Below are 20,961 nucleotides of genomic sequence, written 5' to 3'. Positions count from 1 at the left end.
CGGGGAAACCCCTACCGCGTCGCTCAGATGACGATGTTGACCAGCTTCGGCGCGCGGACGATGACCTTGCGGATCTCCGCGCCGCCCAGCGCCGCCACGACGGCCCCGTCGGCCAGCGCCAGCTTCTCCAGGTCGGCGTCGGTGATGGCCGGCGAGACCTCCAGGCGGGCCTTGACCTTGCCCTTGATCTGGACGACGCAGGTGACGGCCTCGTCGACCACGTACGCCGGGTCGGCCACCGGGAAGTCCCGGTGGACCACGGAGTCGCTGTGGCCCAGCCGGTGCCACAGCTCCTCCGCGATGTGCGGGGCCAGCGGCGCCACCAGCAGGACCAGGCGCTCCGCCACGGACCGCTCCAGCGGCTTGCCGGCCTTGGTCAGGAAGTTGTTCAGCTCGGTGATCTTCGCGATCGCCGTGTTGAACCGCAGGCCGGCCATGTCGCCGCCGGCGCCGTCGATCGCCTTGTGCAGGGCGCGCAGGGTGGCCTCGTCCGGCTCCCCGTCCACGACGGTGACGGCGCCCGTCTCCTCGTCGACGATGTTGCGCCACAGGCGCTGCAGCAGCCGGTACTGGCCGACGACGGCGCGGGTGTCCCACGGACGCGAGACGTCCAGCGGGCCCATCGCCATCTCGTACAGGCGCAGGGTGTCCGCGCCGTACTCCTCGCAGATCTCGTCGGGCGTGACGGCGTTCTTCAGGGACTTGCCCATCTTGCCGTGCTCGCGCTTGACGGGCTCGCCCTGGTGGAAGTAGCCGCCGTCGCGCTCCTCGACCTCGGCCGCGGGCACGTAGACGCCGCGCGCGTCAGTGTAGGCGTACGCCTGGATCATGCCCTGGTTGAACAGCTTGTGGAACGGCTCGGCCGACGAGACGTGGCCCAGGTCGAACAGCACCTTGGACCAGAAGCGGGCGTACAGCAGGTGCAGCACCGCGTGCTCGGCGCCGCCCACGTACAGGTCGACGCCGCCGTGCGGCGCGCCCTCGCGCGGGCCCATCCAGTACTGCTCGATCTCCGGGTCGACCAGCGCCGAGGCGTTGTGCGGGTCCAGGTAGCGCAGCTCGTACCAGCAGGAACCGGCCCAGTTGGGCATGGTGTTGGTCTCGCGGCGGTAGGACTTCACGCCGTCGCCCAGGTCCAGCTCCACGTTGACCCACGCCTCGTTGCGCGACAGCGGGGTCTCCGGCTTGGAGGTGGCGTCGTCGGGCTCGAAGGTGCGCGGCGAGTAGTCCTCGACCTCCGGCAGCTCCAGCGGCAGCATCGACTCGGGCAGGGAGTGCGCGACGCCGTCCGCGTCGTAGACGATCGGGAAGGGCTCGCCCCAGTAGCGCTGGCGGCTGAACAGCCAGTCGCGCAGACGGAAGTTGACGGTGCCTTCGCCGATGCCGCGCTCGGTCAGCCAGGTGGTGATGGCGGCCTTGGCCTCGACGACGCCCAGCCCGTCCAGGGAGATGCCCTCGCCGGCCGAGTTGATCAGCGTGGCGTCGTAGGAGACGAACGCGTCCTCCCACTCGGCGGTGTCGGTGCCGCGGCCGTCCGTCGGCTCGACGACGCAGCGGATCGGCAGCTCGAAGGCGCGGGCGAACTCGAAGTCGCGGCTGTCGTGCGCCGGGACGGCCATGATCGCGCCGGTGCCGTAGCCCATCAGCACGTAGTCGGCGATGAAGACCGGGACCTTGTCGCCGCTGACCGGGTTGACCGCGTACTCGCCGGTGAACACACCGGTCTTGTCCTTGGCCTCGGCCTGGCGCTCGACGTCCGACTTGGAGGCGGCCTGCTTGCGGTACGCGGCCACGGCCTCGGCGGGGGTGGCGTACCCGCCGGTCCACACGTCGTGGGTGCCCTCGGGCCAGGCGGCCGGGATGAACTTCTCGACCAGCGGGTGCTCGGGCGCCAGGACCATGTAGGTGGCGCCGAACAGCGTGTCCGGGCGGGTGGTGAAGACGGTGATGGCCTCGTCGCCCAGCGCGAAGTCGACGCGGGCGCCCTCGCTGCGGCCGATCCAGTTGCGCTGCTGCAGCTTGATGGCCTCGGGCCAGTCCAGCGCGTCCAGGTCGTCCAGCAGGCGGTCCGCGTAGGCCGTGATCCGCATGTTCCACTGGCTCAGGCGGGACTTGAAGACGGGGAAGTTGCCGCGCTCGGACCGGCCGTCGGCGGTGACCTCCTCGTTGGCCAGTACGGTGCCCAGCCCGGGGCACCAGTTCACGGGCGCGTCGGAGGCGTAGGCCAGGCGGAAGCCGTTCAGTACGTCGGCCCGCTCGGCGGCGGTCAGGTCCGCCCAGGCGCGGCCGCCGGGGACCTCACGGGAGCCGTCCTCGAAGGCGGCGACCAGCTCGGCGATCGGGCGGGCCTTCTGCGCCTCGGTGTCGTACCAGGAGTTGTAGATCTGCAGGAAGATCCACTGGGTCCACTTGTAGTAGTCCGGGTCGATCGTGGCGAACGAACGGCGCTTGTCGTGGCCCAGGCCCAGCCGGCGCAGCTGGACCTTCATGTTCTCGATGTTCGCCTCGGTCGACACCCGCGGGTGGGTGCCGGTCTGCACCGCGTACTGCTCGGCGGGCAGGCCGAAGGCGTCGAAGCCCAGGGTGTGCAGGACGTTGTGGCCGGTCATCCGCTGGTGGCGGGCGAACACGTCGGTGGCGATGTACCCGAGCGGGTGACCGACGTGCAGTCCCGCACCGGACGGGTACGGGAACATGTCCATGATGAACTTCTTGGGCCGCGCGGCCAGGGCCGGGTCACCCGCCAGGTCACCGGTCGGGTTGGGCGCCTCGTAGGTGCCCTCCGCGTCCCATACGTCCTGCCAGCGTGCCTCGATGTCGGCGGCCAGGGCGGCCGTGTAACGGTGCGCCTCGGCCGCCTCGGGGGCCGGGGTGTTCGTCTCGCTCATGATTCCTACAAGCTCCATCGATCGTCTCTGCCGTCTCTGCCTGCCCAAACGAAAAATCCCCTCACACAGGAGGGGACGCCGCGCCGAGTTCGACCGTGATCCCGTGGACCAGCAGGTCGAGGCTGCTCAGCGCGGCCCGGTAAGCAGAAGGCGTACGGCACGCATGGCGTCAGGGTACCGCAGCGGCCTCCGACGCCGCTCGGGCGACCACACAACGAGAAGCGGGCCACCCGATCCGGGTGGCCCGCTTCCTCACTGTGGAGCTAAGGAGAATTGAACTCCTGACCTCCTGCATGCCATGCAGGCGCTCTACCAACTGAGCTATAGCCCCTTGCTTCTTGCCGCCGGGCCCTTGCTCGGTTTCCCTTGCCGGTTCCCCCTGGCGACATCCAGAACATTACACGGTCATGGCCCAGGACCAAAAATCGGTTTCGGCGATGTCCGGTTTGGGCGGAACGTCACGCCCGGGCGAACTGGTAGAAGCGCTTCAGCGTGCAGTGCTCGTCCAGCAGGCGCCCGTAGATCGGCTCCCCTTCGAGCTCCCGGTAGGTCTCGATGGGGTCGCCTTTTATGATCAGCGCCCGCGCGCATTCCTCGCACCAGTACTGGTAGTCGGGGTTGACCGGGTCCATGTCCCGCACGATCGGCGTGCCGTTGTCGCACCAGTCGCACCGCCGCCGGTGTGCACCCATCCGTGAGCGACTCCCTCCCGTTCAGAGCCGGCCGGGCCGTCGTCTCCCCCTCCGGCCGTCCGATTCTGCCATGCAGGCGGTCGGGCGTGCATCAGGTGACAAACGCGAAGGATCCCACCCCCTGACGGGGATGGGATCCTTACCGCTGTGGAGCTAAGGAGAATTGAACTCCTGACCTCCTGCATGCCATGCAGGCGCTCTACCAACTGAGCTATAGCCCCTTGCTCTCCGCCGTTCCCCCCGCTGTTTTCTGCGGTGTTCCCTGCGGACAAGAAGAACCATAGCCTGTGACCAGCCGGAAAGCGAAATCCGCTGTCCGGAGCCCGTCAGTCGTCGTCGCCGAGCACCGGCTCGGGCAGCGTGCCGGCGTTGTGCTCCAGCAGCCGCCAGCCGCGCGCGCCCTCGCCCAGCACGGACCAGCAGCAGTTGGAGAGCCCGCCGAGGCTCTCCCAGGAGGACGGATCGAGGCCCAGCAGCCGGCCGATGGTGGTCCGGATGGTGCCGCCGTGGCTGACCACGACCAGGGTGCCGTTGCCCTCCAGCCGGCCGGCGTGGTCCGCGACCACGGGAGCGGCACGGTCGGCGACCTCGGTCTCCAGCTCCCCGCCGCCGCGCCGGACCGGCTCGCCGCGCTTCCACGCCGCGTACTGCTCGCCGTACTTCGCCACGATCTCGTCGTGGGTCAGGCCCTGCCACTCGCCGGCGTACGTCTCCCGCAGCGCGGGGTCGTGCGTGACGGGCAGCCCGGTGACGGCCGCGAGCTCCGCGGCCGTCGCGGCCGCGCGCTTGAGGTCGGAGGCGACGATGGCGGCCGGGCGCAGCGAGGCGAGCAGCCGGGCGGCCCGGCGGGCCTGCGCCACACCGGTCTCGGTCAGCTCGATGTCCGTGGAGCCCTGGAAGCGGCGCTCCAGGTTCCACGCGGTCTGGCCGTGCCGCCAGAGCACGATCTTGCGTCCGGGCCGCTCGTTCCGGGCCGTGCCGGTCTCGCCGGTGGTGCTCAGAACAGATCACCGTCCAGGTCGTCATCGGCCTGCGCGGCACGCAGCTTGGCGTGCTCCTCCGCCTTGCCCTTGGTCAGCTTCGCGTCCTCGGGCAGCTCGATCTCGGGGCAGTCCTTCCACAGCCGCTCCAGCGCGTAGAAGACGCGCTCCTCGCTGTGCTGCACGTGGACGACGATGTCCACGTAGTCGAGCAGGATCCAGCGGGCGTCGCGGTCGCCCTCGCGGCGCACCGGCTTCGCGCCGAGCTCCTTGAGGAGGCGCTCCTCGATCTCGTCGACGATGGACTTGACCTGGCGGTCGTTGGGCGCCGACGCGAGCAGGAAGGCGTCGGTGATCGACAGCACGTCACTGACGTCGTACGCGATGATGTCGTGCGCGAGCCGGTCGGCCGCCGCCTGGGCGGCGGTGGTGATGAGCTCGATGGAGCGGTCCGTGGCGGTCACTGAGCCATGCTTTCGGGTCGAGGGCAGATCCATACAAGGGTCTCATGGGCGGCCGACACCGCCCACGCGTTTCCCCCGCGGCCCGCCTCCGGGCCTGCTCCGGGCCTGCTCCGGGTCCGCCTCGCGCCCGCTACGGCGCCTTGAAGTCCCGGCCGAGCACCACCACGACGTCCGCATTGACCGCGCTCCCGGCCTTCTTCACGGCGGTCTCGGGCAGGCCCAGGGTCTTGGCGACCTCCACGGCCTTGTCCCGCTGCGCGTCGTCCTGGTACGTGACCTGGGTTCCGGCCTGGCTCTGGCCGGCCTTGCCGCCGTCCACGAACGTGTAACCGCCGTTGACCAGCGCGGCCCGGGCCGCGGTGACGGCCTTCTCGTTGCCGGTGGCGTCCTTGAGGCCGACCCTGGGGGCCGCGGAGGCGCCCTGCGGGGCGGTCACGCTGCCGCCGAGGACCTCCTTGACGACGCTCCGCCCGGCCTCGTCGGCCAGGCCGCCGTCCGGCTTCACCGCGACCACGTCGGTCCGGTACGCGCCGAGCTTGGCGTGCTCGGCGAGCCGGGCCAGCGAACCGCCCAGCGCCTTGTCGGTGAGGGACGGGTCGAGGATCTGGCCGAGCGACTCCACGGTGAGCACCGCCGCGCTCTCGTCACCGGGCATCTTGCGCAGGGTGGCGTACAGGACCTTGCCGAAGCGCTCCAGCTGCTTCGCCTCCGGCTCGCCCTGGGCGCGGTGGGTGGCGTAGGCGACCGCCATGGCCCCGGTCAGGCCCTGCTTGGCTCCCTGGCCCACGGCGGGCGTCTTCGCCGCGTCGTCGGCGGGGACGGCGGTGTCGGTGTCGACCTCGATGCCGCCGACCGCCTGGACGAGGTTCTCCAGGTACGGGGTGTCCAGTCGCCAGGTGCCGCCGATGTGCGTGCCGAGCATGGAGTCGAGGGCCTCGCGGGTGCCGCCGAGGCCGTCCTCCTCCACCGATTTCCCGAGGGCGACCGAGCTGCCGTCGTCCCGGGGCACGGTCATGGTGTTCGGCAGCAGGACGGTGGCGCCCTTCTTCGCCGTCACGTTGTCGACGAGCAGCGCGGTGGAGGTGCCGCCCTTCTTGGTGTTGTGCAGGTGGACGACGATCATGTCGCGCTTCTGCGGTCCGGTGTCCGCGGCGGCGCCCCTGCCCGGGCCGGCGCCGCCGCCGAGGAAGGGCAGCTTGTCCGCGTACCAGAGGTAGCCGGCGCCGCCGACGACGAACAGGGCCAGGACGACCATCAGGGCGATCACCCGGTTGCGGCCGCGGCGCCGGGCCTCCTCACGGCGTTCGGTGCGGCTCTCGGTGAACTTGAGCCAGTCGATGACGTCGTCGGCGTCGTCGTCGGGCTGGTCGAGGAAGGAGAACTGCTCGGTCCGGTAGTCCGGGGCGGGGCGGCGCTGTCCGGGCACCTGCGCGGTCCCGGCCCCGGGGCCGTCGTCCTCGTCCGGGTCGGTGCCGGGGTCCGCGGCCGGGTCCCGGTCGGGCGCCTGCTGCGGGATCCACTGCGAGCCCGTCTGCTGCGGGCCCGTCTGCTGCTGCCCCGTCTGCCGGTATGGGGCCTGCGGGGGCATCTGCTGCTGCACCTGCGGCATCTGCCCGGTGTCGTACCCGTTGTGGACGCCGCCGTAGCCGTCCTGGCCGTAGTACTGCTGAGCGGGCTGCTGCGGGTACTGCCGGGGCGCCTGGGGCTCGGCGACCGGCTGCCCGTAGGCGTCGTACGTCTCGTACGCGTCCTGGCCGTACGGTTGCTGCCGGTACTGCTGCGGGTACTGGCCGTACTGCTGCGGGGGCCCGGCGGGCACCTGGCGGTACAGCGGCCGGCCGTACTCGTCGTAGCCGATGAACTGCGGTTCCTGTGGGTCGTTCACCGCGGTGCCCCTCTCGTACCGGCCCTACGGCGCCCGGTACAGCTCTCGCTTGTGGATGTACCGCACCACACCGTCGGGGACCAGGTACCAGACCGGGTCTCCCGCGGCGACCCGCGCGCGGCAGTCGGTGGAGGAGATCGCCAGTGCCGGGACCTCCACCAGGGAGACGCCGCCCTCGGGCAGGCCGTCGTCGGTGAGCAGGTGGCCGGGCCGGGTGACCCCGATGAAGTGCGCGAGCGAGAAGAGCTCCTCGGCGTCGCGCCAGGTGAGGATCTGCGCCAGGGCGTCGGCGCCGGTGATGAAGAACAGGTCCGCGTCGTCGTTGAGGCGCCGCAGGTCCCGCAGGGTGTCGATGGTGTACGTCGGGCCGCCGCGGTCGATGTCGATGCGGCTGACCGAGAACTGCGGGTTGGAGGCCGTGGCGATGACCGTCATCAGATAGCGGTCCTCGGCGGGGGACACGGCGCGCTCGGACTTCTGCCACGGCTCGCCGGTCGGTACGAACATCACCTCGTCGAGGTGGAAGAGGGCGGCCACCTCACTGGCGGCCACCAGGTGTCCGTGGTGGATCGGGTCGAATGTCCCGCCCATCACGCCGAGCCTGCGCTTGACCGGACCGGTAGGCGTTTCCTGCTCTTCCATGAGCGCAGACCATACCGGCCCGGGGGCGGGACGCAGCTGCCGCGGTCGGATTAACGGTCGCGGTTGAGGCGGGTGGTCACCCACAGCATCAGCAGCAGCGCGACGAACGCACCGCCGCCGGTCAGGTACGGGTTCAGGCTGTCGTGGTTGCCGCCGTGCTGCTCCGCCCCTTCCGAGGCGAGGAGAACCAGGCTCTGGGCGGTGGTGTGGAGGCTCATCAGACAGGTACCTATCGGGTCGGGGAGCGGGGCCGAGATTTCGCTCACATCGTATGCGGGTGCCTGGGGCACGCTCACGCCGACTCAGGCGTTGGAGAGGATAGACGTACGGCAGGGCAGTCCGATCAAGGGGGAGGCGCAATGGCTGACACGGTTTTCGAGAAGGTGCCGGCACGGGACCGCAGGAGGTTCCCCGGGATCTCCTCGCGGGCGTACGAGCATCCGGCGGACCGGTCGGCACTGGTGGCGCTGCGCAAACTGAGCGGGTTCGACACGGTGTTCAAGGCGCTCAGCGGGCTGCTGCCGGAGCGCAGCCTGCGGCTGCTCTACCTGTCGGACTCGGTGCGCGTGGGCGAGACCCAGTTCGCGCACCTGCACGCGATGCTGCGGGACGCCTGCTACATCCTGGACCTGGAGAAGGTCCCCCAGATGTACGTGCAGCAGGACCCGCGGCCGAACGCCATGTGCATCGGCCTGGACGAGCCGGTCATCGTGGTCACCACCGGTCTGGTCGAGCTGCTCGACGAGGAGGAGATGCGGGCCGTCGTCGGCCACGAGGTGGGCCACGCGCTGTCCGGTCACGCGGTGTACCGGACGATCCTGCTGTTCCTGACCAACCTGGCGGTGAAGGTCTCCTGGATCCCGCTGGGCAATGTGGCGGTGACGGCGATCGTCACGGGGCTGCGGGAGTGGTTCCGGAAGTCGGAGCTGTCCGCCGACCGGGCCGGGCTGCTGGTCGGTCAGGACGTACGGGCCTCGATGCGCGGCCTGATGAAGCTGGCCGGCGGCAACCACCTGCACGAGATGAACGTGGACGCCTTCCTGGCCCAGGCCGAGGAGTACGAGGCGGGCGGCGATCTGCGCGACTCGGTACTGAAGATCCTCAACATGCTGCCGCGGACGCACCCCTTCACCACGGTGCGGGCCGCCGAGCTGAAGAAGTGGTCGGAGAGCCGGGACTTCCAGCGGATCATGGACGGCCACTACCCGCGGCGCGAGGAGGACAAGGACACCTCGGTGACGGACTCCTTCCGGCAGTCCGCCACGCACTACGCCGACTCGGTGCGGACGAGCTCGGACCCGCTGATGAGGCTGGTGAGCGATATCGCGGGCGGGGCGGGCGACCTGGCCGGGTCGCTGCGGGACAAGTTCGCCGGGGCCGGCCGGGACGGAAAGGGTTCCGCGGACGGCGGCTCCGCGCAGCAGGACTGACGTCCGGGGCGGTGTGAGCGGGGGCCGGCCGGCCCGGTGACCGGGAGCGGGTGCGGGCCGGGCGCGGACCGGGTGCGAGCTCTACGGGACGGCCGCGGCCGGGGTGGCCGCGGCGGCCCGATCGGAGCCGGCCGGGCCGGAACCGGCGGGGGCCGGGGCCTGCGCGAGCCCCGGGCCTGCCGGGGCCTGCGTGCCTGCCGTGCTCTGCGTGCCCGCCGGGCCCTGCGGCTGCGGCGCCCCGGTCGGGCCCTGGGTGGCCAGTACCCCGCACAGCCCGCCCGCCTGCCGGTCCCGGCCGTCCGCGAAGGGGTCGGTGGCCGTCGGGCCCGTGGTGGTGGCCGAGGTCCCGGCCGTCAGCGGCCGGAAGCCGGTGTACGGCTCGGCCGCGCAGTCGTGCGGACCGGCCTGTACGTACGCGGTCAGCAGCTCCGCGCGGCGGGCCACCAGGTCGTCCCGGTCGAACCGCATCCGCAGTTCGCGCCGGACGGTGAACAGCGAGGCTCCGTCCGATCCGGCGGCCTGTCCCGCGGTCTGTCCCGCGGTCTGTCCCGCAGCCTGCCCGGCGGCGGCCGGTCGCACGGTGTAGACGAAGGTGTGGTCGGAGATCACCTCCAGCACTCCGGGGGCGACCTCGTCGAAGGCGAGCGTGCCCTTCACCCGGACCCGGGAATCGGCCATCACGGCGGTACCCGGGGCGAAGCGCACCAGCCAGCCGGTGGCGGCGAGGTGCGGATCGCCGCCCGTGGAGCCCATGCTGCGGTCGAACTGGTCCAGCTGGTCGGGGTCGAGCAGGATGCGGACCGGGCGGGACGCCTCCCCGGCGAGCACGTCCGGGTCGAGCGAGGACTGCACCAGGTAGTCCTTGGCGATGCTCAGGGCGGCGACCACCTGGGTGTCGGTGAAGTGCGGGGTGCGGCGTACCGCCGGGAGGGTGATGCCGGCCGCGCCGACCCGGTACCGCTCCGCGGGGCTGTGTGCCAACAGCCCGGCCGATGTGCCGCCGGGCACCTGCCCCGACGGGGCCAGCGGGACGATGGTGCTGGTCAGCTCCTCGGTGCGGTTCCCGCGCGGGGCGACATAGGGGTTGCGCAGCCCCATCCAGACGGCCGCGCCGAAGGCCATCGCGATCAGCAGGACCAGCACCAGGCCCTGGCGGGCGGCACGGCCGGGGGTGCCGGTCCTGCTCCGTCCGCTGGACCAGACGGAGCGGCTGCGGACGGCGCGGGCGTGTTCCCCCATGCGTTCGTCGGCGGAGAACTCCTGGAGGCGCGCAGCCCGGACGAAGTCCTCGTCGAAGACCACCGACCGGTATTCGTCCGACCGGAAGTCGTCCTCGCCCCCGCCGAAGGGATCGGGGGTGGCGTCATATGGATCTCGTGGCACGGCCATGCGCGTCTCCCTGCTCCGGGAGGAGGTCGTACCTTCAGGGTTGGCGCACGGCGGGGTGCGTAAACGCGCCACCGCCGCCGACTTCCGTCAGGGGCGTCCTGCTCGCGGGGGGCGGGGTCTGTCCCGGGTCGCCCGAGCTTCCCGAGGCACCACGGTAGACGGCGGTGAAGGCCAGCGCGACCATCCCGATGCCCATGACCACGGCGAGCACCCAGGCCACCGGGCGCAGCCAGCGGGACCGGCCCCGGTAGGGCCGCATGGACCCGCCGTAGGCCCCGTAGGGGCCGTGGCCGTGGTCGTAGGGGTCGTTGTGCTCGCCGTACGGGAGGTCGTCGGGGCCGTAGCCGTCCGGCAGGCCGTGGGGCCATCCGTAGGGGTACCCCTCGAAGGGGTCCTCGTCGACCGGGCGGCCGCCGGCGACCGCCGCGCGGGCGGCTTCGGCCTCGCGCAGCCGCTCGGCCGCGCTCGGCTCATGGATCTCGGCGTTCCGGACGAAGTCCTCGTCGAACACCACGGAGGCGAAGTCCTGGTCCGCGCCTCCGCGGTCGTCGTGCTCGTTTTCGGGCTCCCCGTCGTCCGGGAACGGCTTGCCCCCCACGTCGTCCGGCACGGGTCCAGCGTAGCCCCGGACAGGGGTTCCGGGCAGGCCGTAAGCCGGAATTCGGCCACGCGGAGTCCAGCGGGCGATTACCGCACGTGACCGTCGCCGGTGACGATGTACTTGGTGGAGGTGAGCTCCGGGAGGCCCATCGGGCCGCGGGCGTGCAGCTTCTGGGTGGAGATGCCGATCTCGGCGCCGAAGCCGAACTGGCCACCGTCGGTGAACCGGGTGGAGGCGTTCACGGCGACCGTGGTGGAGTCGACCAGCTGGGTGAAGCGGCGGGCCGCGGCCTGGGAGGTGGTGACGATGGCCTCGGTGTGGCCCGAGGTCCAGCGGCGGATGTGGGCGACGGCCTCGTCGAGGGAGCCGACGACGCCGGCGGCGATGTCGTACGAGAGGTACTCGGCGGCCCAGTCCTCGTCGGTCGCGGGCAGCGCGGTGACCTTGCTGTCCCGGGCCGCGGCGAGGACCTGCTCGTCGCCGTGGACGGTGACGCCGGCGTCGGCGAGGGCGTCGAGGGCGCGGGGCAGGAAGGCGGCGGCGATGTCCTGGTGGACCAGGAGGGTTTCGGCGGCGTTGCAGACGGAGGGCCGCTGGGCCTTGGAGTTGATCAGGATGTCCACGGCCGTGTCGAGGTCGGCCTGGGCGTCGACGTAGACGTGGCAGTTGCCGGTGCCGGTCTCGATGACGGGGACGGTGGACTCCTCGACGACCGTCTTGATGAGGGAGGCTCCGCCGCGCGGGATGAGCACGTCGACGAGGCCGCGGGCGCGCATCAGCTCGCGGACGGAGTCGCGGGACTCGCCGGGGACGAGCTGGATCGCGTCCGCGGGGATGCCGGTGGACTCCACGGCGTCGCGGAGGATGGTGACGAGGGCGGTGTTGGAGGCGTACGCGGAGGAGCTGCCGCGCAGCAGGACGGCGTTGCCGGACTTCAGGCAGAGCGCGGCGGCGTCCACGGTGACGTTCGGGCGGGCCTCGTAGATGATGCCGACGACGCCGAGGGGGACGCGGATCTGGCGCAGGTCGATGCCGTTGGGGAGGGTCGAGCCGCGGACGACCTCGCCGACCGGGTCCGGGAGCGCGACGACGTCGCGGACGTCGGAGGCGATGGCGGCGACGCGCTCGGGGGTGAGGGTGAGGCGGTCGATGACGGTCTCGCTGGTGCCGGCGGCCCGGGCCTTGGCGATGTCCTGGGCGTTGGCCTCGACGATCTCGGCGGTACGGGCCTCCAGCGCGTCGGCGATGGCCAGCAGGGCGGCGTCCTTCGCGGACCGCGGGAGCGGGGCGATGTCCGCGGCGGCGGTACGGGCGCGCCGGGCGGTGGCGATGACGGGCGAGACGGAGGCGTCGTTCAGCGAGGTCATGCCGTCCAGGGTAGTGCGCCGCCCGCGCCCGACCGGCGGCCTTTCCACCCCGCGAGACGACACCCCTGCGGCACGCCTGCCCACACGGCGGCGGCGCCGGGCGCAGGCCCGCACCGCGGCGGGGTCAGTACGGGTGGACGCCGACCGGGTGGGCCGGGGGTGGGCCGTAGCCCTCGGCGACGCGTTGGTGGTACGTCGCCCGGTCGATGACCTCCAGGCCGACGATCTCCCACGCCGGCAGCTTCGCCGAGGACCGGTGTTCGCCCCAGAGCCGCAGGGCGACCGCCGCCGCGTCGTGCAGGTCGCGGGCCTCCTCCCAGTAACGGATCTCCGCGTGGTCGTCGGCGTACCGGCTGGTGAGGAGGAACGGGTGGTCGTGGGCCAGCTGTTCGAGGCCGCGCCGGACCTCGGCCAGCGCCACCGGCTTGCCGGAAACGCTCAGGGTGACGTGCCACAGGCGGGACTGGTGGTCCTCGTCCTCACCGCCCCCGCCCGCGACGCTGGTCAGCGCTCGTCCCACCAGTCGGCTCCTCTGCCCTGCGTGTCTGCCCGTTACCCACAGTTGACCAGTCCCGGACCCGCTTCGCGTCGGTTTTGCAGAACCTCAGCCCTGCAGCAGAACCAGATCGTCCCGGTGGACGACCTCCCGTTCGTACTCCGGTCCGAGTTCCCGCGCGAGCTCGCGAGTGGAGCGGCCCAGCAGCTGCGGCATCTCCTTGGCGTCGAAGTTGACCAGGCCGCGGGCGATCGGCCGGCCGTCCGCGGTGCGCAGCTCGACCGGGTCGCCTGCGGAGAAGTCGCCCTCGACGGCCGCGATGCCGGCGGGCAGCAGGGAGCTGCCGCGTTCGGTGACGGCGGCCACCGCGCCGTCGTCCAGGACCAGGTGGCCCTGCGGGGTGGAGGCGTGCTGCAGCCAGAGCAGCCGGTCGGCGGACCGGCGGCCGGTCCGGTGGAAGAACGTGCCCGTCTCGCGTCCGGACAGGGCGTCCGCGGCCTGGCTGGCGGAGGTGAGGACCACGGGGATGCCGGCCGCGGCCGCGATCCGGGCGGCCTCCACCTTGGTGACCATGCCGCCGGTGCCGACGCCCGCCTTGCCGGCACTGCCGATGGTGACGTGGGCGATGTCCTCGGGGCCGCGGACCTCCCCGATCCGGGTGGTGCCCGGCTGGGACGGGTCGCCGTCGTAGAGGCCGTCCACGTCGGAGAGCAGCACGAGGAGGTCGGCGCGGACCAGGTGGGCGACGAGTGCGGCCAGCCGGTCGTTGTCGCCGAAGCGGATCTCGTCCGTGGCGACGGTGTCGTTCTCGTTGACGATCGGCAGCGCGCCCATGGCCAGGAGCTGGTCCAGGGTCCGGTAGGCGTTGCGGTAGTGGGCGCGCCGGCTGGTGTCGTCCGTGGTCAGCAGGACCTGGCCGACGCGGATCCCGTACCGGGCGAAGGAGGCCGTGTAGCGGGCGACCAGCAGGCCCTGGCCGACGCTCGCGGCAGCCTGCTGCCGGGCCAGGTCCGTGGGGCGGCGGCGCAGCCCGAGCGGGGAGAGTCCGGCCGCGATGGCGCCACTGGAGACCAGCACGATCTCCTTCTCGCCGCCGCTGCGCGCCTTGGCGAGTACGTCGACCAGCGCGTCGACCCGGTCCGCGTCCAGGCCGCCCGCCGCGGTGGTGAGGGAGGAGGAGCCGACCTTGACCACGATCCTGCGGGCGTCCATGACTCCCTGCCTTACCCCTGACACGTCCAACCCCTTACCGCCTGACCGCCCGACCGCCTGCACGGCCGGTACGGCCCCCAATTTACGGGGTTCCGGCGGGCGGCCGCCCGCCGGTTTCAGACCGTGGACTTGCCGGACGGCACCGGCTCGGCCTGGGCCTGGGCGGCCCGGGCCGCGCCGGGCACCAGGATCTTCCGGGAGAGGACGAAGGTGAACGGGATCGCCACCACGGCCGCGACCAGCGGGGCGATCCTGGTGTCCATCCCGGCCCAGGTGACCAGCGCGTACAGCCCGACCGACTGGATGACGTAGTTGGTGACGTTGGTCAGCGGGAAGAGCAGGAACTTCTTCCAGGTGGGCCGGGTGCGGTAGGTGAAGTAGGTGTTCATGAAGAACGACCCGACCATCGACAGCACGAAGGCCAGGCTGTACGCCGCGAAGTACGGCATCCACGGGTGCAGCAGCAGGTAGATGCCGAAGAAGGTGGCCGTGTTGACGCCGCCCACCAGGCCGAACCGGACGATCTGGCCGAGCTGGTCCTTCATCGGATGTCGGTCCCGTGGGATTCCTTGACCAGGAAGTGCGGGCGCCGCTTGGTCTCGTAGTAGATGCGGCCGATGTACTCGCCGATCAGGCCGAGCATGGTCATCTGGACGCCGCCCAGGGCCACGATGATCGCGACGAGGGTGACGTAACCAGGGGTGGTGATCCCGCCGGTGACCGCCTGTCCGATGATCCACAGGGTGTAGAGCGCCCCTATGGCGGTGAGGCCCGCGCCCATCCAGATCGCCAGCCGCAGCGGCCGGTTGTTGAACGAGATCAGCCCGTCCATGGCGTAGTTCAGCAGGGAGCCGAACTTCCACTTGGTCTCGCCGGCCTCGCGCTGCGCGTTCTGGTAATCGAACGTGACGGTGTCGAAACCGATCCAGGAGAACAGGCCCTTGGAGAAGCGGTTGTACTCCTGGAGCGAGAGCAGGGCGTCCACGGCGGACCGGGACAGCAGGCGGAAGTCGCCGACGCCGTCCATCAGCTCGACGTCCACCCAGCTGTTGACCATGCGGTAGTAGAGGCGGCTCAGGGCGCTGCGGACCTTCTTGTCGCCCTCGCGGTTGCGGCGGGCGATGATCTGGTCGTGGCCGAGCGCGTACAGGTCCAGCATCTTGCCGATCAGCTCCGGCGGGTGCTGGAGGTCGGCGTCCATGATGACCACGGCGTCGCCGGTGGCCTCCTTCAGACCGGCCAGCATCCCGGCCTCCTTGCCGAAGTTCCGGCTGAAGGAGACGTAACGGGTCTGCTCGGGATGCACTTCGGCGATCTTGCGCAGCTTCGAGAGGGTTCCGTCGCGGCTGCCGTCGTCGACGTAACAGACTTCGTACTCGATCGGGAGGGCACCGAGGACCTTGCGGATCTCCGTGTCGAAGCTGTCGATGACTGCTTCTTCGTTGTAGCAAGGAACGACTACGGACAGCTTCGTCATGAACACTTCCTGCTGGGTCTGATCCGCATGCCCTAGAAGTATGCACGCCCGGCGGTCTGCTGCCGGAGCCCAGGGGAACACACGGTAGTTTTGACGGGATAAGCGGAACGGAACAAATAGGGATCGAGGTGCACGTGCCTGACGTCTCCGTGGTCGTCATCGTCTACAACGACGCAGAGCGTCTGCCGACAGCCGTCCAGTCGGTGATCGACCAGACGCTGCAGGGCGTCGAGGTCGTCATCGTCGACGACTGCAGCAAGGACCGTTCCTTCGAGGTCGCCAAGGAACTCGAAGCGGCGCATCCCGGCAGGGTGCGCGCCTTCCAGCTGCCGCAGAACAGCGGCGGCTGCGGAGCACCCCGCAACCACGGTATCGGGCAGGCCACCGGTACGTACGTGATGTTCCTGGACAGCGACGACGTCCTGGAGCGCAACGCCTGCCGGAACATGCTGGACGCGGCCGAGCGGACCGGGGCGAACCTGGTCTCGGGCATGTGCGTCCGGGTCCACCTCGACAACCGGTGGGGCAAGACCACCGAGTGGTACCCGTGGATCTACTCGCGCACCCGCACGCTGGAGTCGATCACCGAGTACCCCGACCTGCTGGTGTACGACACCCTCTCCACCAACAAGTGCTACCGGCGGTCGTTCCTGCTGGAGCAGGGGCTGGAGTTCCCGGTCGGCATCCACTACGAGGACCTGCTGTTCTCCGCCCAGGCGTACGTCGCGGCCGGCCGGATCGCCCTGATCCCCAACCACGTCTACTTCTGGAACGTGCAGGAGAAGGCCGCCTCGAAGTCGATCAGCAACCGGCGCCACGAGATCGCCAACTTCGTGCACCGGATGGAGATCCACCGCCGCGTCGACGCCCTGCTCGCCGAGAAGGGCCACGACGAGATCAAGTCGGCCAAGGACGCCAAGTTCCTCAAGCACGACCTCGTGCTGCACCTGCGCGACCTGCACCTGCTGGACGACGAGTACCGGCAGGAGTTCGCCCGGCTCGCCAACGGCTACCTGGAGGGCATCGATCCCGCCGCGTACGACCAGGTCAACCACCTCCAGGCGATCTGCGCCTACCTGCTCGGCAAGGAGGACTGGGTCAACCTGCTGTCCGCCGCCGAGTCGATGACCAACCGGGGCCGGCTGACCTCCGCGCTCGCCGAGCGCGACGGCCGGATCTACTGGTGCGCGGAGCACGTGGACGACCCGGCGGACGCCGAGGCCCGCCGCATACTGGACGTCACCGACCAGGGCTTCCACACCACCCCGCTGGCCTCGCTCGCCCTGGGCAACCGGCTCACCTCCTACGAGGACGACGGCCGCGGCACGGTCACCCTCTCCGGCTCCGTGGTCAACCCGCTCCGCCGGATCGCCGAGGACGCCCCCCTCAAGGCCGAGCTGGAGTTCCGCGCCCGCCGCCAGATCGGCGTCAAGTCGTTCAGCTTCCCGGTGGAGAAGATCGACCACGCCGGTGACACGATCGAGTGGTCCGTGCGGGCCGACATCGGCAAGACCGTCCGGCCGCTGGGCATCATCGACGCGGTCTGGGACGTCCGGCTGAAGCTGACCGCGGGCAAGGACCGGATCAGCACCCGCGTCGCCGTCGGCAGCGTCGACCTGGAGCGCGCGGCCAGGCTGCGCGTCCGGCCCCGGCTGACCCGCCTGGTCTCCGACCGCTTCGAACCGGAGATCACCAAGAAGGGCAACCTGTCGTACGTGCTCACCGCCGAGGGCGCGGCCGCCGTACGCACCCAGGCGCTGATCAACGGGGCGATGCACGGCAAGACCGCCGGCCTGGTCAAGCGGAGCCTGAAGAAGGCCCTCAAGACCAAGCGGAACATCGGCTCGGGCGAGCAGAAGGTCAAGGTCTACCACGAGGTCTTCTCGAAGCTGCCGCTGAAGAAGGGCCTGGTCGTCTTCGAGAGCCACATGGGCAAGCAGTACAGCGACAGCCCCCGGGCGATCTACGAGGAGATGCTCCGGCAGGGCATCGACTTCGAGGCCGTGTGGTCCTACGCCGGCGCCAAGCCCACCGGCTTCCCCAAGGACGCCACCCTGGTCAAGCGGTGGAGCTGGCAGTACCTGCGGGCGCTCGCCCAGGCCGAGTTCTGGATCGACAACCAGGGCTTCCCGCTGGCCCTCGCCAAGCGCCAGGGGACCACGTACATCCAGACCTGGCACGGCTCCGCGCTCAAGCGCATGGGCTTCCACGAGCCGCGCACCAAGGCGCTCGGCCAGGACGGTCAGGCCAGGTTCCAGGCCGCGGTGGACCGCTTCGACCACTTCCTCATCCGCTCCGAGCACGACAGCCGCACCCTCGCCAAGGCCTTCCGGCTCCGCGAGACGGCGCTGCTGCGCGCCGGCTACCCGCGCAACGACGCCCTCGTGGCGGCACATGGCGCGGAGGCGCAGAGCGGTGAGCGGGTGCGCGGCCCGCTGGCTGCCGAGCTCGGCATCGACCCGGAGAAGAAGGTGCTGCTCTACGCGCCGACCTTCCGGGCCGCGGCGGACGGCTCGGTCGAAGGCTTCGTCTTCCCGTTCGACGTCGAGGAGTTCGCCGACCGGCTGGGGGACCGTTTCACCCTGCTGGTGCGCACCCACTACCTCAACAGCGTCACCCTGCCGCCCTCCGTGGAGGGCCGGGTCATCGACGTGTCCAAGCAGCACGACATCACCCCGCTGCTGGCCCTGGCCGACGGTCTGATCACCGACTACTCGTCCGTGATGTTCGACTACGCGGTGCTGGACCGGCCGATGCTGTTCTTCGCGTACGACTACGAGGCGTACGCCTCGGACCTCCGCGGCACGTACTTCGACCTCAAGGAGAAGGCGCCCGGCCCGGTGGTCGCCACGGCGGACGAACTCCTGCAGGCGCTCTCCGCCTTCGAGGAGGCGGACGCCAAGTACGCGGAGGCGCGCCAGCGTTTCCTCGCCGAGTTCGGTGAGTACGACCGCGGGGACGCCGCCCGCCGGATCGTCGAGAAGTTCTTCCAGGGGAGCGGCAAGTGAGCCAGGGCCGTGACATCTTCTTCGTGTCCAACAGCGTCGACGAGATCGGCGGGGTGACCACCTGGTCGCACCAGATGGCCCGGCTGCTGACGGACCGCGGGCACCGGGTGCACGTCATCGGCATCTGCCCGGTGGAGGAGCACATCCGGCAGAGCTTCCCCGCGGAACTGCCGTACGCCACCACCGTCCTGTACGACGAGCGGCCCCCGTCGCCGCGCACCCTGCGCGGCATCAAGGGGAAGCTCAACGCGCCCGAGCGGCGCCGCCAGGCCGCCCGCCGGGCGGGGATGCTGGAGCAGGCGGAGAAGCTGGGCGCGCTGTTCAAGGCGGCCGCGCCCGGCGCCGTGGTGATCTGCACCCAGGTCTGGGCGATGGAGTGGGTGGCGCTCGCCGACACCAAGGGGCTCACCGTCATCGGCATGAGCCACGAGTCGTACGAGGCCAGCCACAAGTCCTCGCGCGCGGCCCGGGTACGGCGCCACTACAAGGACGTCGACCGGCTGCTGGTGCTCACCCCGGAGGACGCGGACCTGTGGATCCGCTCCGGGATGGACAACGTGGGCTCCATGCCGAACCCGCTGCCGTTCATGCCGGACGCGCCCGCGCCCCGCGAGGCGAAGGTCGTCGCCTCCGTCGGCCGGCTCGCCTTCGAGAAGGGCGTGGACCTGCTGCTGGACGCCTGGTCGGAGACGGCCCCGCTGCACCCCGACTGGACCCTGCGGATCTACGGTGCGGGCCCCGAGGAAGCCGTGCTGCGTGCGTACTGCACCTCGCTGGGCCTGGACGACTCGGTGGAGTGGATGGGCAGCACGAGCGACGTGCTGGGCGCGCTGCACGGGGCCTCGCTGTTCGCGCAGGCCTCCCGGGCCGAGGGCTTCCCGATCACCCTGCTGGAGGCCATGGCGGCCGGTGTGGCGCCGGTGGCGTTCGACTGCGCCCCCGGCGTCCGGGAGATCGTGTCGGACGGCGAGGACGGCCTCCTGGCCCGCCTGGGCAACACGGTGGAACTGGCCGGGCACCTGAGCCGGCTGATCTCCGACAAGGAGCTCCGGGACCGGATGGGCGACACCGCGTTCCGGGACGTGAAGCGCTACTCCAGCACGGAGATCACAGACCGCTGGGAAGAGCTGTTCGCGTTCCTCCAGCGCTAGCGGCGACGGCGCCGGCGGAAGCGCCGGCGCCCACTGCGGACGACGAGGGGCCGCCCTCCCGACACCGGGAGGGCGGCCCCTTCGCTTCCGCGGGCGCGGTCGGGACCGCGCCCGGCCCGGCTAGCGCTCGCGGTGGGCGAGCGTCTTGTTCGCCTGCCAGCCGGCCCAGGCCGAGGTGATCATCTCGCGCACGTCGTGGCGGGCCTTCCAGCCCAGCTCCCGCTCGATCCTGTCGGCGGAGGCCACCACCTTGGCCGGGTCGCCGGGGCGGCGCGGGGTGATCACGGGCGCGTGGTCGTGCCCGGTGTTCTCGTTGAGCAGCTCGACCATCTCGCGGACGGAGACGCCCTCGCCGCGGCCGATGTTGACGGTGAGGTCGCGGTACTCGCCCTCCCGCGCCCACTCGGCGAGCTTGCGGGCGGCCGCCACGTGCGCCTCCGCGAGGTCCTCGACGTGGATGTAGTCGCGGATGCAGGTGCCGTCCGGGGTCGGGTAGTCGTCGCCGAAGATCCGGGCGCCCTCGCCCCGGTCGTAGCGCTCGAAGACCATCGGGACCAGGTTGAACACGCCGGTGTCGGCGAGCTCGGGAGCCGCTGCCCCGGCCACGTTGAAGTAGCGCAGGCAGGCGGTGGCGATGCCGTGCGCCTTGCCGGTCGCGCGGACCAGCCACTCGCCGGCCAGCTTGGTCTCGCCGTACGGGCTCAGCGGCGCGGCCGGGGTCTCCTCGGTGACCAGGTCCACGTCGGGCATCCCGTACACCGAGGCCGAGGAGGAGAAGAGGAAGTTGCGGACGCCCGCCCTGGCCACCGCGCCCAGCAGGACCTGCAGGCCCTCCACGTTCTCGTGGTAGTAGTACAGCGGCTTCTCGACGGACTCGCCGACCTGCTTCTTGCCGGCCAGGTGCACCACGCCGGTGATCTTGTGCTCGCGGATGGTGTCGTCCAGCACCAGGTCGTCCAGGACCGAGCCGATCACCAGGGGGACGCCCTCCGGCACGCGGTCCTCGTTGCCGGTCGACAGGTCGTCGAGCACGACGACCTTCTCCCCCGCGAGCAGCATCGCGCGGACGACGTGCGAGCCGATGTAGCCGGCCCCTCCGGTGATCAGAAACGTCATGCGGTTCTCCCGAGTCCTGTCCATGTTTTCCAGCGTGCCCAGCGTGCCCAGCGTGCCCGGCATGGCGCACGGCTTGTGCCCGGCGTGCCGCACGGCATGCGTCGTACGTGCCGCACGGCACGTACTGTCCGACGCGCCTGGCGGCCCGGCGGTTCTGCCGCGC

Annotated in this window: 18 protein-coding genes and 2 tRNA genes; 3 read left to right on the top strand and 17 right to left on the bottom strand. The window is 71.0% G+C overall.

From position 1 onward, the window contains the following. Window positions 1-23: 23 nt before the first annotated feature. From leuS to AB0O36_RS11980, 9 genes are all read right to left on the bottom strand, one after another. Window positions 24-2,888: a leucine--tRNA ligase gene (leuS, locus tag AB0O36_RS12020; protein ID WP_365107766.1), complete on the bottom strand. Its 2,865-nt coding sequence runs from the start codon at window positions 2,886-2,888 to the stop codon at window positions 24-26. A gap of 258 nt (window positions 2,889-3,146) precedes the next feature. Then, window positions 3,147-3,219: transfer RNA gene (locus AB0O36_RS12015), tRNA-Ala, on the bottom strand. Between the two features lie 127 nt (window positions 3,220-3,346). Further along, the gene (locus AB0O36_RS12010; RefSeq protein WP_030229679.1) at window positions 3,347-3,580 is read right to left on the bottom strand and encodes a hypothetical protein; all 234 of its coding nucleotides are present in this window, start codon (window positions 3,578-3,580) and stop codon (window positions 3,347-3,349) included. A gap of 148 nt (window positions 3,581-3,728) precedes the next feature. Further along, window positions 3,729-3,801, bottom strand: a tRNA-Ala gene (locus AB0O36_RS12005). A 105-nt stretch (window positions 3,802-3,906) separates the two neighbouring features. Next, window positions 3,907-4,581 (bottom strand): histidine phosphatase family protein, encoded by a 675-nt coding sequence (locus AB0O36_RS12000; RefSeq protein WP_365108279.1) that lies wholly within the window; start codon window positions 4,579-4,581, stop codon window positions 3,907-3,909. After that, window positions 4,578-5,024, bottom strand: a complete 447-nt coding sequence (gene rsfS / locus AB0O36_RS11995) for a ribosome silencing factor (RefSeq protein WP_365107761.1) — start codon at window positions 5,022-5,024, stop codon at window positions 4,578-4,580. The genes AB0O36_RS12000 and rsfS overlap by 4 nt, the downstream gene beginning before the upstream one ends. Window positions 5,025-5,154: 130 nt before the next feature. Next, window positions 5,155-6,909, bottom strand: a complete 1,755-nt coding sequence (locus AB0O36_RS11990) for an LCP family protein (protein WP_365107758.1) — start codon at window positions 6,907-6,909, stop codon at window positions 5,155-5,157. Between the two features lie 24 nt (window positions 6,910-6,933). Continuing rightward, window positions 6,934-7,551 (bottom strand): nicotinate-nucleotide adenylyltransferase, encoded by a 618-nt coding sequence (nadD, locus tag AB0O36_RS11985; RefSeq protein ID WP_365107756.1) that lies wholly within the window; start codon window positions 7,549-7,551, stop codon window positions 6,934-6,936. Between the two features lie 50 nt (window positions 7,552-7,601). Next, window positions 7,602-7,769: a hypothetical protein gene (locus tag AB0O36_RS11980; protein ID WP_365107754.1), complete on the bottom strand. Its 168-nt coding sequence runs from the start codon at window positions 7,767-7,769 to the stop codon at window positions 7,602-7,604. 141 nt (window positions 7,770-7,910) lie between these two features. On the opposite strand from AB0O36_RS11980, the gene AB0O36_RS11975 reads away from it, so the two are divergent. Then, window positions 7,911-8,981 (top strand): M48 family metallopeptidase, encoded by a 1,071-nt coding sequence (locus AB0O36_RS11975; protein ID WP_365107751.1) that lies wholly within the window; start codon window positions 7,911-7,913, stop codon window positions 8,979-8,981. Window positions 8,982-9,062: 81 nt separating this feature from the next. On the opposite strand, the gene AB0O36_RS11970 is transcribed toward AB0O36_RS11975, so the two are convergent. The 7 genes from AB0O36_RS11970 to AB0O36_RS11940 form a co-directional block, all read right to left on the bottom strand. Continuing rightward, window positions 9,063-10,370 (bottom strand): hypothetical protein, encoded by a 1,308-nt coding sequence (locus AB0O36_RS11970; RefSeq protein WP_365107748.1) that lies wholly within the window; start codon window positions 10,368-10,370, stop codon window positions 9,063-9,065. A 34-nt stretch (window positions 10,371-10,404) separates the two neighbouring features. Further along, window positions 10,405-10,980, bottom strand: a complete 576-nt coding sequence (locus AB0O36_RS11965) for a hypothetical protein (protein ID WP_365107746.1) — start codon at window positions 10,978-10,980, stop codon at window positions 10,405-10,407. A 77-nt stretch (window positions 10,981-11,057) separates the two neighbouring features. After that, window positions 11,058-12,338, bottom strand: a complete 1,281-nt coding sequence (locus AB0O36_RS11960; RefSeq protein ID WP_365107743.1) for a glutamate-5-semialdehyde dehydrogenase — start codon at window positions 12,336-12,338, stop codon at window positions 11,058-11,060. A 124-nt stretch (window positions 12,339-12,462) separates the two neighbouring features. After that, window positions 12,463-12,861, bottom strand: coding sequence for a hypothetical protein (locus AB0O36_RS11955; RefSeq protein WP_365108276.1), 399 nt, complete (start codon window positions 12,859-12,861; stop codon window positions 12,463-12,465). An 81-nt stretch (window positions 12,862-12,942) separates the two neighbouring features. Continuing rightward, window positions 12,943-14,046 carry a glutamate 5-kinase gene (gene proB / locus AB0O36_RS11950; RefSeq protein WP_365107740.1) on the bottom strand — a complete coding sequence of 368 codons (1,104 nt, stop codon included), beginning with the start codon at window positions 14,044-14,046 and terminating at the stop codon, window positions 12,943-12,945. A gap of 116 nt (window positions 14,047-14,162) precedes the next feature. Next, window positions 14,163-14,591, bottom strand: coding sequence for a GtrA family protein (locus AB0O36_RS11945; protein ID WP_365107738.1), 429 nt, complete (start codon window positions 14,589-14,591; stop codon window positions 14,163-14,165). Then, window positions 14,588-15,523 (bottom strand): glycosyltransferase family 2 protein, encoded by a 936-nt coding sequence (locus AB0O36_RS11940; RefSeq protein ID WP_365107735.1) that lies wholly within the window; start codon window positions 15,521-15,523, stop codon window positions 14,588-14,590. Before AB0O36_RS11940 ends, AB0O36_RS11945 begins: the two co-directional genes overlap by 4 nt. A gap of 128 nt (window positions 15,524-15,651) precedes the next feature. On the opposite strand from AB0O36_RS11940, the gene AB0O36_RS11935 reads away from it, so the two are divergent. After that, window positions 15,652-18,531, top strand: coding sequence for a bifunctional glycosyltransferase family 2 protein/CDP-glycerol:glycerophosphate glycerophosphotransferase (locus AB0O36_RS11935; protein ID WP_365107732.1), 2,880 nt, complete (start codon window positions 15,652-15,654; stop codon window positions 18,529-18,531). Continuing rightward, complete coding sequence (locus tag AB0O36_RS11930) at window positions 18,528-19,682, top strand: glycosyltransferase (protein WP_365107730.1); 1,155 nt, start codon at window positions 18,528-18,530, stop codon at window positions 19,680-19,682. The genes AB0O36_RS11935 and AB0O36_RS11930 overlap by 4 nt, the downstream gene beginning before the upstream one ends. 120 nt (window positions 19,683-19,802) lie before the next feature. On the opposite strand, the gene galE is transcribed toward AB0O36_RS11930, so the two are convergent. Beyond that, window positions 19,803-20,798, bottom strand: coding sequence for a UDP-glucose 4-epimerase GalE (gene galE / locus AB0O36_RS11925; RefSeq protein ID WP_365107727.1), 996 nt, complete (start codon window positions 20,796-20,798; stop codon window positions 19,803-19,805). Window positions 20,799-20,961: the final 163 nt, after the last annotated feature.

The organism is Streptomyces sp. NPDC089799 (assembly GCF_040684755.1).
Taxonomy (GTDB): domain Bacteria; phylum Actinomycetota; class Actinomycetes; order Streptomycetales; family Streptomycetaceae; genus Streptomyces.
The sequence above is the reverse complement of the archived record's forward strand: the minus strand, read 5'-3'. Positions and strand labels throughout refer to the sequence as shown.